Source organism: Acetobacter sp. A11-2, assembly GCF_040208445.1.
GTDB lineage: Bacteria > Pseudomonadota > Alphaproteobacteria > Acetobacterales > Acetobacteraceae > Acetobacter > Acetobacter oryzoeni.
The window spans coordinates 714,173-725,000 of sequence record NZ_CP157843.1; the positions used below are offsets into that span (position 1 = coordinate 714,173).

Sequence of the window (10,828 nt, forward strand, 5' to 3'; positions counted from 1 at the left end):
AAAAAAGTTTATTTCTGTAGCGTTTTTGCGAAGGAACAAGCGGGAAGGCTAGCAGCAAGTTCTTCTGCCAGCACAACATCAGCAGGTTTATCTACATCTACAGCGGCACGGCCATCAGAAAGCGGAACAAGCTCCGCTTTCGCGCTGGTGAGGCGATAGATGCGTTGATAAAGCGCACGCCGTGTTAGCTCGCCACAAAGGGCGCGTAACAAAATACTGGGCCCTAAAAGCCATGCAACACGCAAAGGGTGCTTGCGGTTTTTTTCTACATGCCGCCACAGGTCTGCCACGCGGGCAGAAACAGAGGTGCGGAATAAAAACAGGTTACAGCCAGAAAAAGCTAGATCAGCAAGCCGAATATAGGTGCGCTGTGTATGGGGCACATCTCGCTGTATAGTTGTTTCTGCTGCAACGGCCACAGCAAGATCGGCTTGTGGGTGGCTCTGGCTGAGCAGTTCCTGCACCCAGCTTGGCTGGAGCAGAGCATTATCTGCCGTGGTCACCAACAAAGGGGTGCCATAGCGCGCAAGGCCAGCCAGCACGCTTGCGCTAGGGCCTTCAGGGCGCGCCGGAATAACGTCTATTCCTGTAGGAATGATAGAGGCGATAATTTGCGGGTTTTCAATGCAAACAGCAATACGCGTGATTTGAGGCACCTGTTGCAGCGCATCAATCACCCTTAAAAGCATTGGCACCCCGCCAATAGGCAGAAGCGCTTTGTGAGAAACGCCTCCGGCCAATGCAACGGGATCTGGCTTGCCGGGGCGAGAGCCCGCCAGAATAAAGGCTGTAATGCCTTGGGAGGAAGCGGTCATGCCGCTTTCCTGTTCTCCGCGGGGCGTGCACCATCGGGGCGATCACGCGGGGGGGCGCCAGTCAGATCCATCACCCACGGATACTGTTGGGCTTCCTTAACATCGTAACCCAGATTGAAAACCGTGGGGCTACGGGGGCGGGCTTTGGCATCCAGATAATATGAGCCAAATATCCGGTCCACGACAAAGCTGGTGATGCCGAAGTTTCCATCTTCATCATGGAAGTGGTGCAGCACATGGCGCGCTTTCATGCGCTGGATCCAACTCGCACGTGGCTTGTAGTTGAGATGCTGGATGCAGTGGAAGAATTCGTAAATGCAGGTAATGGCTACGCCCGTGCCAAAGGCTGTGGCTGCAGCCCCAATGCCACCAATAAGATACCCAATGGGGATGGTTACTGCCCCAATGGTCGGCAGTGTTGTTGCGGGTGCGCCGAACAGAACATCCAGCAGATGCGGGTCCTGATGATGGTCAAAATGGATGCGCTTCCACAGAGCGGCCGTCCATTTCATTTTATACAGGATACGGCCATGCAGCACGTAGCGGTGCAGCAGGTACCATACCAATGGATACACGATAACCACCGCTACCAGAGAAACCAGTGTTGGCCACCAGCCTGCAAAAAAGTACGTAGCCAGCGCAGCAGAAGCAATAACCAGCGCAAAATAGAGCAGGATGGTAGGGTAGGTAAGATATGCCACCCAAAGCTGCCTGAGGTTCATTTTCCCCAGATCAAAGCTGCGCCCGGTTTTAAGCGACGAGTTATTTAGCGTTCCGCTCATCGTGTTTCATTCCTCAGGAGCACAGTAATGGCCCCCAGTGTGAAAATAATCAATGCGGGTATGGTAGCAATGGCCGGTGGTAGCAACCCCGCATTTCCCATTGCGCGTAGCATACCCTGCACAATAATAAACAACAGCCCGCTGCCCAAGCACCATACTGGCACCCAGCTGCGCGTTCCTGTCCGTGGAGGGATATAGATTGTGGGCAGCGCAATCAACAAGAGAACAAGCAAGGATGCCGGATGCAAGAAGCGTTCAAGCAGCCCGGCCTCCAGAAAACCGGGGCTGGTATGGGATGGTAGGCGCCCACGTAACATGCCCAGAATGGTGGTGGAAGAAAGCGGCGGATTTTCGGCAGACAGCCGAATAAACTCCCACGGGTGCAGGCTTGTATCCCATCCCATGTCCTGAACAGAAGGCAGGCGTGTGGTTTTTTCGCCTTCCACGGTAATGCTATCAACATTGTGCAAGAGCCAGCCACGCGTATGCGTGTAGTCAGCCGACTTGGCGTGGAGAATCTGCTGGAGCCGCCCGCTAGCATCGCGGATGTAGATATCTACCTTGGTCAACATATTGCCGCCATCAGACGTATAACCAATATGAGCAATACGGTTGCCATCATGAAACCAGAAGGCATGCCCGTTTTCAGGGTGTGGGTCTGTGCGGTTCCACCACGCGGCCAATGCCTGTTCAGACCGGGGGGTGACCTGATCATCCAGCACAACACCGGCAAAGCCAATCACCAAGGTGGCAGGGATAAGGTATTTATACAGCCCAAAGGTAGAAAGGCCGCAGGCGCGCAAGATGGCAATCTCGCTGGCCAATGTCATCTGGGTGAGCATAAGCAGCGCGCCAATGAGCACACTTAATGGAAGCGCACCTGCCAACAGAAATGGGGCGCGCATGGCTGCAAAACTTAGAATACCTTGGATGCCCAAGTGCCGTTGTAAAATAGGGGTGGTTTGTTCAAGCAGAGCCAGAATTTCAAGAAGCCCGACAAGAACGGCACCGCAAAAAATCACGCGCGAGAGCAACGCCATGGAAAGATAGCGGAGAAGAACGTGGCGGGGCATGCTTGAAGATTGGCTCATGGCAGGGCTTTTTGGGCAGATGAGCGGGAACGCCAGGCTTTTAAGACCTGGAATGCACCAGATTTATAAAGCAGCAGCAAAGTGCAGCCGACAATAAAGATCAAAGCAGGCCCCCAGATAAGCAGGAGCGATGCCTTTTTGGTGGCAACCATGCTGTGGCCAAACTGGATGATGTGGTCAAACCCAACTATAATAATAAAGGCCAGAGGCAGGCCGGCATTGTTGCGCTGGCGCTTGCGCATGAGTGCCAGAGAAGCCGCCAGAAGCGGAATAAAAGGCACAGTCAGGCTGCGTGCCATACGAAAATGCACTTCAGAGCGCATATGCAGGCGGGAAATGGAAGGATCATGCCGGATGAGGCGGCCAACCAGTTCGGGAGATGTGAGTTCTCGCTCATCTTCCCCACGGGTGCGAAAAGGAGAGATGTGCGAAGCATGCGTAAGGTAGCGTGTTGAATGGTCAAACGTGACCAGACTGGGCACGCCATCTCCTTTATCCGTAACAATCACTCCATTGGTCAGATCAATCTGAACAGTTTCTCCATCTGAACCGATACGGATATGCCCATTGCGCGCTGTAATATCGCGTTCCTGCTGCTCAGATAGATCTCTGATAAAAACATTTTCCAGATCAGAACCGCTTTGAGAGACCTTGTCCGCAACAATGGTGAGTTGGGAGGAAGGGCTGGCAAACATGCGAGGCTGCAAACGCGGTGCCCAGCCCGTGTGGCTGGCAATATAAAATGTTGAGCGAAAATCATACCGCGCGTGAGGCTGGATAAAGCCATAAAGCAGGAAGGAAAGGATACCTAACACAACGCCCAACTGGATATAGGGGCGTGTGATCCGCAACAGTGAAAGGCCACTGCTGTTAATGGCATCAATTTCTTCATTCTGGCTCATGCGGCGGATGACGGTAAACACCGCCACGCAGAGCGCTGCGGGAATAGCCAAGCCCAGATAATGAGGCAGCAGAGCCGCCAGCAAGCCAATAAAGATGCCAATGTGGTTGTTGCCCGCTGCCAGCAAGTTGAACAGCACCAAAAGGCGTTCAAGTATCAGGGCAATCATCACAACAGACAGCGCCACCAGAAAAGGCGGCATAACCTGAGCGATCAGGTAGCGGTCTAATGTGCCGGGGCGAAGCGAAGCTACAATCCGGCGCAGAAAAGGCACATTGAACATGCGGGCTGTCATAGCGAGGTTGCGGGCAAAAGGCGATGCATACTGCACACACGCCTTATCTGGCTGTCTTGCAAGTTTCCATCCGGCATTAAGCTGCGGTGCTGAATGGTGATTTGCCAGATGTCGGGCTGTTTGTGCACGGAAATGGCGTTCCACCCCGCACTTTTTTCCGGTTCATCCGCAATATGAGAAGCGGAGGTGCTGCTGACCGCCAGAATATCTGTGCCCGGAATAGGAGTGATTTGCGCACGATGAGAATGCCCGTAAAGCACAAGTTCAGCACCTTCTGCACGCAATACATCTTGAAACGCCTGAAAGTCATCCAGCCCTTTGCGGCGGCTGACGATACCTTGCGTCGGAGGGTGATGAAGTAACACAATCCGGCATAATCCCATAGCGCGTGTGCGGCGCAACAGATCCGCCAAAAGCACAAGCTGGGTTTGCCCTGCCTTGCCAGATGCCAGAAAGGGCAGGGTGGGGATGGCTGTATTCAGCCCAATAAGGGCAATGTGATCTTTTACCAGTAGGGAAGGGGCCGCTGGTTCAGCCTTTGTGCCGTTATGTAGCCATTCGGCCCAGAGTGCCTGTTTGGCTGCACTGTTCTCTTTTATCAGAGCATCATGATTGCCCGGGATAAGCAGTGTAGGGGGTAAATCCTGCTGTAAAAGCCACTGCCGTGTGTTCTGAAATTCCTTCAATAATCCCAGATTGGTCATATCCCCTGTCAGGGCAACCATATCTGGGTGAAAGTGGCGGATATCCTGCATAACTGCCTGCAAAGCCGGTAGTTTATGCAAATGCCTGCGCCGCAGTTGCCATGACAACAGACTGAGAATGCGCTTGAAGCGGATTTCCTTCAAAGAAGGCAAGTCGACAAGTGGCAGATGTGGGTCAGACAGGTGGGCGATATGAACGCAGGACAAGAAAAACACATCTCCGATGACGGGGTATGGCCCCACGGCATGTGACAAGAGCCATAACAGCCTTTATACCATCGCCCGTAGCCGGGGCAAAAGGCGCTGGCGTTTTTGTTTGTTTATAGCAAGAGTGCTGAATGTCCGATCGTTTTGCCCTGATTTACAATCCTCGTAGCCGTCGGAATTTGAAGGCAGATCCCAGGTATCTGGAACTTGCGGGCAAAATGTTGGGGCCCTTGTTTTGTTCCCCTAGAACGCATGCTGCATTACGGCAGCAGGTTTATGCCCTTTTACAGCAAAAAATAAGCTGTCTGGTTGTGGATGGGGGAGATGGCACAGTTGGGAATGTTCTGAGCGCACTTTATACCTCTTCCTGCCCGCCAGAGCAGTGGCCCAGCATTGTTGTGTTGCCCTCTGGCAATACCAACCTGATTGCCACAGATGTTGGATTTGGTAAGCGCGGGGTTGAAGCATTACAGATTTTGCAAGCTCGTCTTGCATCCGGGCGCCTTCTTTCCGATGTGCGGCGCAGGCAGCCTTTGGTGGTCACGCGGGATGGGCAGAAAAAAGAGGCATCTCTAGGCTTTTTTGGCGGCTTAGGTGCTTTTGGGCGCGGGATTGAAATTGCACATGACCCCAAAATTCTGAAAAATTACTCGCATGATGCCGCTGTTATGGCGACCTTATTTGTAACAGCGTGGCAGTTACTAAACCCCAAACATAGGCGAGGATGGCTGGAAGGCACAAAAGTTACAGTGGAGCGTGATGGTGAAATATTGCCCGAACAGAATCATTTTCTGTTTTTATGCACAGCTTTGCATCGGTTGCCCCACGGTATCTGGCCATTTTGGCAAAATCTGAAAGAAGCAGACCGAGGGATTAGTTATCTGGATGTTGCCGCCTTCCCTCCACATTTAGGGCGTGCAGTCTGGAATTTGTTGCGCGGAAAAGCACCGCAATGGCTACGGCAGGATGCAGCCTATCATAGCGGCTCGGCAACAGAATTGGTGCTGCGTACGGACCAATCTTTTATTCTGGATGGTGAAGTTCTGCCTCCGGGGCAAGATGGCAGCCTAACTATTTCTGCGGGCCCCGTGGTTTCTTTTGTGCATGTTTAAAACGTTCTGGTGGAAAAGCAGTTCATGAAGGGTATTCGGCCGGGGCAGAAAGAAATTTTTGCCCTTACAGAGCAAGAACTGCATACATCGGTATCCCCTTTGGTGACGAAATTTGTGCGTAATCTTTTAGGGAATGCACAACCATTAGGGGTTCTGTTTTATGGATCTGGCCTGCGGGGCGGGATTCAAGATGATACTCTGCTGGATTTTTATATTATCGTAGATAAACAGTCAGACTGGCCCAGAACAAGGCTTTCCTGTCTGGCAAATGCTCTTTTACCCCCTAATGTAGAATATCATGAATATAGGGTAGGGAAGCATCTTCTACGGACCAAAGTTGCCATTTTGTCTCTTGCGCAGTTTCGTGCGCTAACGCGCCCACAAACGTTGGATACCACGGTATGGGCGCGCTTTTCTCAACCTGTTCGGTTGGTATGGTGGCGGGATAGTAAGGCCCAAGATGCATTGCATGCTTGTGTTATGCGGGCTGTATTGGCCGCCGCATGGTGGGCAGCTCAACTTGGCCCAGATTCAGGCACCGTTCTGGATTATTGGAATGCTTTGTATCGCAATACATATCGGGTTGAATTGCGCGTTGAAAAAGCAGGCCGTGGGCAAAGTATTGTAGATGCTTATACTCAGCGTTATGCGCAGCTTTTGTTGCCGTGTTGGCAAATGCTAGGCATTCCGTACACATCTCAAGATCAGATTGTAACGCCGCAAATCCAGCAGGAACAAAAGCAACATGCCATCCATAAATGGGCATTACGTGCGTCTTGCGGTCGACCTTTAAATATTTTGCGCCTTCTTAAGGCAGCTTATACTTTTACTGGAGGGGCACGTTACGCTGCTTGGAAAGTCCAGCGCCATAGCGGAATAGAAGTGCCGCTTTCTCCTTTTGCAGAAAAACACCCCTTGCTGGCAGCGCCACCAATTGTTTGGCGGTTATGGCAACAAGGGGCGTTTAAACGCAAATAAGGATTTTACGCGGCGGTAGGTGCGGGTGATACGCCCACTTCTGCGGCAGCTTGGCGGAATATGGCAATGGCCTGAGCAATTTGCTCTGGCGTATGGGTGGCCATTACAGAACAACGCAGCAAAGGCCGAGAATCTGGCGTTGCCGGAGGAAGGCTGAGGTTTACGTAAACCCCAAGTTCCAGCAGTCTGTTCCACATGGGAATAGCTTCTTCAGCTGTTTCCAGCGTAACAGCAATAACAGGGGTAGCCTGTTTGCTGGCATTCAGCCCGATATCTACAAATCCAGCATGAAGTTGCTGGGCATTGGCCATAAGCTGTTTGCGCAGTTCTGGATGAGCCTGCATATCGCCCAAGGCTGCCGTTGTTGCTGCAATAACTTCTGGCGGAAGGGATGCAGTAAACATGTAAGGACGGCAGTTCAGGCGCACGAATTCCAGTTCAGGATGATCGGATACGCAGTAGCCACCAACAGTGCCAAGGCTTTTTGAAAATGTGCCGACGATAAAGTCCACATCAGCTTCTACACCATCGGCTTCAGCTGCGCCGCGTCCGTTTTCACCCAGCACCCCAAAAGAGTGGGCTTCATCTACAAGGAGATATGCGCCAGTTTCTTTTTTAACAGCTACAAATTCTGCAATCGGGGCCACATTGCCCGTCATGGAATAAATACCTTCAACCACAATCAGTTTGGCACCAGGTGTGCCATCCATGCGTTTGAGGCGTTTATAAAGGTTATCCGGGTCATTATGGCGGAAGCGGATAACTTCAGCAGCACTCAGGCGGCTACCGTCGTAAATACTGGCATGGCTATCTGCGTCTAAAAACAGATGATCGCCTTTGCCAGCCAACGTGGAGATGATGCCCAAGTTGGCCTGATAACCGGTAGAAAATACCATGGCATCACGGCGGCCAAAAAATGCGGCAATATCTTTTTCAAGCTGCCGATGGAGGGACTGCGTGCCATTTGCAATGCGCGAGCCCGTAGTGCCGACGCCACACGCAGCAGCGGCTTCCTGCGCTGCGCGAATGGCATTTTTGGATTGGCTAAGGCCCAAATAATTGTTGGTGCCAAAAAGAAGCGTTTCCCGACCTTCAATAATTCCAACAGTTGAAGATACAGGCTTTTCAATAACAACAGCAAAAGGGTTGCGGCCACCAACGGCGACTACAGAACCCAGCGCGCCTGCCGTACCTTCAAATTTGGAAAATAGTGATGTCATCCACGCTCACCCTTTGTTTTTCAGAGCGACAATGCATGCAGCAAGGTCATTAATCGTCCGGATATCGGCCAGTTTGTCGAGCGGGATGGAAACATCCAAGCTGTCTTCAACTTCCATCACGAAGTTCATGACGGCCAAAGAATCAAACGCAAGATCTTCCATAATCTTGCAGTTACCATCAATGTCACGCGGAACCTTCGGGTTAGCGAGGAGCTTTTGAATGATCAGCGCGGAAACGCTTTCAACGGTTTCGCTCATGTCGGATCCTTCATCCCTTAAGGGCGTTTGTTTTATGCCGAGCTTGTGCTCGCAGTGCCGCCTTATGGGTGAAAAAGGCCAGTTTGACCAGCCTTTCTCCTCATAAAGGGGCGATAAAATCCCGTAGGCCGGTCAGGCGACTTCAGACTGCTGCTCAAACGCACCGCTCAGATACATGGTGCGGGCTTTGGCGCGTGTAAGTTTACCTGAAGATGTCTGCGGCAGCGCGTGCGGTGGCACCAATACAACAGAAACTTCCACGCCATGAAGGCGGCGGAACAAACTGGTTGCTTCGGCTTTCAGCTTCTCACGCGTATCTGTAGCGGAAGCGCGGCACTGAATAAGGGCCACGATTTCCTCATGGTCACCTTTTTCCAACGAGAAAACGGCGACGTCTCGGCTACGCAGGACAGGGATATGCGTTTCAGCAGACCATTCCAGATCCTGCGGCCAGATATTGCGGCCATTAATAATAATCAGGTCTTTGGCACGGCCAGTTACAACTATCTGTCCATCCAGCATGTAGCCAAGGTCGCCCGTATCTAGCCAGTTGTCAGCATCCAGTGTTTTGCTGCTTTCTTCCGGCATGCGGAAGTACCCGCTCATCAGGCTGGGGCCACGCACATAAATAGTGCCAACTTCTCGGTCACTTAGCACCCGGCCATAACTGTTCCGAACTTCTAGTTCATGCCCCGGTAGAACTTTGCCGCAAATCACAAAAGTACGGCTTGGTGTATCCGCATTGGCTGGAGGGCGTGCAATTCCGGTGCTTTCCAGTGCAGGAAGGTCAACCGTATCTGTCTCTATGCCAGTATTAAGTGGTGCAAAACTGATGGCAAGCGTGGCTTCTGCCATACCATAGCTTGCTACAAATGCTTTGGGGCTAAACCCAACAGGAGCAAAACGTGCAGCAAACTCATCCAGAATATGTGCGCGGATCATATCGCCACCAATGCCAGCAACCCGCCAGCAGGAAAGATCCAGCCCTTCAGATGCGGGCCGCCGTGCGCAAAGTTCATACCCAAAGGAAGGGCTGTAAGCGATAGTGCCTCGGTTGCGGCTGATCAGATCCAGCCACACATGCGGCCGCCGTGCGAATTCACGCGTTGGCAGCAAGTCCACACTCAGCTGGCATGTCATGGGGGTCAGGAAGAAGCCAACCAAGCCCATATCATGATAAAGGGGAAGCCAAGAAACGCAGCGGTCTCCCGTTTCCTTAACCTGCAAACCATTGCGCGCAATGGAAGAAACATTCGCCATGCCGGAACGGTGGTTTACGCAAACCCCCATGGGAAAGCGTGTACTGCCGGAAGAAAACTGAAGATAAGAGAGGTTCTCTGGCTGAATATCAGGCAAAGGCATATCTGGCACAGGGCGTGCCATCAGTTCAGCCGGCGGCCCAGCAAATACAAGCCCTAAGCCTGTTACAATTTCGTCAGTCCAGCCTTCGATAATCTGCGGAATAATAACGGCGCTGGCCTGTGCGCTGGTGATCATGCCCCGAAGAGTTTTTAGGTAGGCTTCTTTGCCACCAAAAGCGACAGGGAGGGGAAGAGGGGCCGCAACCAAACCAGCATACTGACAGCCAAAGAAGATACGTGCGAAATCACCATCGCTTTCTGCAACAATGGCAACACGATCTCCCGGCTGTAGGCCCATACCCAAAAGGCGCAAAGCTGTTTCAACAGCCTGCTGACGCAATACTTTATAGGGAAGGGCTTCCAGAAGTACGCCTTTGCCGGAATAAATATTAAACCCGGCTTCGCCTTGAGCGGCGTAGTCCAACGCTTCAGGAAATGTTGCAAAATCTCCGTACCGGCGCGGCTGGCCAGATGCGGTAGAAACCGGTTGGAGGGTTTCATCTAAAGAGATTGCAGAAGCAGGGTTCATACTATTCATCAGCTGGCCATTCGAAGAAAATCAACAATTGCGTCGGCCCCTACCGGCGCAGTCGGTTCGTCCCCAACAAGGTCGAACGTGTCGCGTATATAATCTTTTTGCAGATTTACGAAAGCATTGTGCGACGAAAAGGCTTGTTCAATGTCTTCTCCTAGACTGTCAATAGTATTCAGCACAGGCCCCAAAGACCAGAAGCGGTAATTTTCATCACCCTCCCACTCAACATTGTGCGCATTCAAAAACATACAAGCGCGCGGCTTTACCAGAAATTCGGCAACTTGCGAACTCACATCGCCCAGATACATGTCTGCAGTGGATGTGTAGGTCATATCAATGCTGCGGGCGCTGCCAGTATCAATCAGCATATGCGGGTAATGACCAAACGCGCGCTCCAACTGCAACGCTTCGGCTTTTTTGTTGTCAAACAGCCGATAATGAGGCGCAAAGATAAGATTATAACGGTCTTGATTGGCAAAATGCGCTAGCACATTCAGGCCCATTTTAGGCCAGGACGAGAGGCGCGTATTAAAATGTGGATTATAAAGGACGGTCGGACGATTATTGTT

At 51.9% G+C, this 10,828-nt stretch carries 11 protein-coding genes (1 of these 11 only partly in view); 2 read left to right on the top strand and 9 right to left on the bottom strand.

Going from position 1 to position 10,828, the window contains the following annotated elements; all coding sequences use genetic code 11:
* Positions 1–8: 8 nt before the first annotated feature.
* The 5 genes from ABNV41_RS03440 to ABNV41_RS03460 are packed head-to-tail and all read right to left on the bottom strand — an operon-like array spanning position 9 to position 4,831.
* Complete coding sequence (locus tag ABNV41_RS03440; protein ID WP_050820047.1) at positions 9–815, bottom strand: nucleotidyltransferase family protein; 807 nt, start codon at positions 813–815, stop codon at positions 9–11.
* Entirely contained in the window at positions 812–1,597 is a 786-nt protein-coding gene (locus tag ABNV41_RS03445; RefSeq protein WP_050820046.1) for a sterol desaturase family protein, read from the bottom strand. The genes ABNV41_RS03440 and ABNV41_RS03445 overlap by 4 nt, the downstream gene beginning before the upstream one ends.
* The gene (locus ABNV41_RS03450) at positions 1,594–2,688 is read right to left on the bottom strand and encodes an LptF/LptG family permease (protein WP_349934990.1); all 1,095 of its coding nucleotides are present in this window, start codon (positions 2,686–2,688) and stop codon (positions 1,594–1,596) included. Before ABNV41_RS03450 ends, ABNV41_RS03445 begins: the two co-directional genes overlap by 4 nt.
* A complete protein-coding gene (locus ABNV41_RS03455; RefSeq protein WP_349935089.1) occupies positions 2,685–3,884 on the bottom strand; it encodes an LptF/LptG family permease in 1,200 nt (399 codons plus the stop codon). Before ABNV41_RS03455 ends, ABNV41_RS03450 begins: the two co-directional genes overlap by 4 nt.
* On the bottom strand, positions 3,881–4,831 hold the full coding sequence (locus tag ABNV41_RS03460; RefSeq protein ID WP_196332640.1) for a metallophosphoesterase: 951 nt from the start codon (positions 4,829–4,831) through the stop codon (positions 3,881–3,883). The genes ABNV41_RS03455 and ABNV41_RS03460 overlap by 4 nt, the downstream gene beginning before the upstream one ends.
* Positions 4,832–4,926: 95 nt before the next feature.
* On the opposite strand from ABNV41_RS03460, the gene ABNV41_RS03465 reads away from it, so the two are divergent.
* Together ABNV41_RS03465 and ABNV41_RS03470 are read left to right on the top strand one after the other, a co-directional pair.
* Positions 4,927–5,907 carry a diacylglycerol kinase family protein gene (locus tag ABNV41_RS03465; protein ID WP_050820042.1) on the top strand — a complete coding sequence of 327 codons (981 nt, stop codon included), beginning with the start codon at positions 4,927–4,929 and terminating at the stop codon, positions 5,905–5,907.
* A 24-nt stretch (positions 5,908–5,931) separates the two neighbouring features.
* Positions 5,932–6,885: a hypothetical protein gene (locus ABNV41_RS03470; protein ID WP_087651977.1), complete on the top strand. Its 954-nt coding sequence runs from the start codon at positions 5,932–5,934 to the stop codon at positions 6,883–6,885.
* 5 nt (positions 6,886–6,890) lie between these two features.
* Here the strand turns inward: ABNV41_RS03470 and spt are convergent, their stop codons facing one another.
* From spt to ABNV41_RS03490, 4 genes are all read right to left on the bottom strand, one after another.
* Positions 6,891–8,105: a serine palmitoyltransferase gene (gene spt / locus ABNV41_RS03475; protein WP_050820040.1), complete on the bottom strand. Its 1,215-nt coding sequence runs from the start codon at positions 8,103–8,105 to the stop codon at positions 6,891–6,893.
* A 6-nt stretch (positions 8,106–8,111) separates the two neighbouring features.
* Positions 8,112–8,363: an acyl carrier protein gene (locus ABNV41_RS03480; RefSeq protein WP_003625320.1), complete on the bottom strand. Its 252-nt coding sequence runs from the start codon at positions 8,361–8,363 to the stop codon at positions 8,112–8,114.
* Positions 8,364–8,495: 132 nt separating this feature from the next.
* A complete protein-coding gene (locus tag ABNV41_RS03485; protein ID WP_050820039.1) occupies positions 8,496–10,262 on the bottom strand; it encodes a fatty acyl-AMP ligase in 1,767 nt (588 codons plus the stop codon).
* A protein-coding gene (locus tag ABNV41_RS03490) for a hypothetical protein (RefSeq protein WP_050820038.1) crosses the window boundary here: on the bottom strand, positions 10,262–10,828 show its 3' portion. It continues 564 nt past the right edge of the window; only the last 567 of its 1,131 coding nucleotides appear in the window; the start codon falls outside the window, past its right edge — the gene reads right to left on this strand; it ends in the stop codon at positions 10,262–10,264. Before ABNV41_RS03490 ends, ABNV41_RS03485 begins: the two co-directional genes overlap by 1 nt.

Bases quoted from the DNA above. Each gene is read 5' to 3' on its own strand.
- ABNV41_RS03465 (WP_050820042.1), top strand. From the start codon at position 4,927: ATGTCCGATCGTTTTGCCCTGATTTACAATCCTCGTAGCCGTCGGAAT.
- ABNV41_RS03455 (WP_349935089.1), bottom strand. From the start codon at position 3,884: ATGACAGCCCGCATGTTCAATGTGCCTTTTCTGCGCCGGATTGTAGCT.
- spt (WP_050820040.1), bottom strand. From the start codon at position 8,105: ATGACATCACTATTTTCCAAATTTGAAGGTACGGCAGGCGCGCTGGGT.
- ABNV41_RS03470 (WP_087651977.1), top strand. From the start codon at position 5,932: ATGAAGGGTATTCGGCCGGGGCAGAAAGAAATTTTTGCCCTTACAGAG.
- ABNV41_RS03450 (WP_349934990.1), bottom strand. From the start codon at position 2,688: ATGAGCCAATCTTCAAGCATGCCCCGCCACGTTCTTCTCCGCTATCTT.
- ABNV41_RS03485 (WP_050820039.1), bottom strand. From the start codon at position 10,262: ATGAATAGTATGAACCCTGCTTCTGCAATCTCTTTAGATGAAACCCTC.
- ABNV41_RS03440 (WP_050820047.1), bottom strand. From the start codon at position 815: ATGACCGCTTCCTCCCAAGGCATTACAGCCTTTATTCTGGCGGGCTCT.
- ABNV41_RS03480 (WP_003625320.1), bottom strand. From the start codon at position 8,363: ATGAGCGAAACCGTTGAAAGCGTTTCCGCGCTGATCATTCAAAAGCTC.
- ABNV41_RS03445 (WP_050820046.1), bottom strand. From the start codon at position 1,597: ATGAGCGGAACGCTAAATAACTCGTCGCTTAAAACCGGGCGCAGCTTT.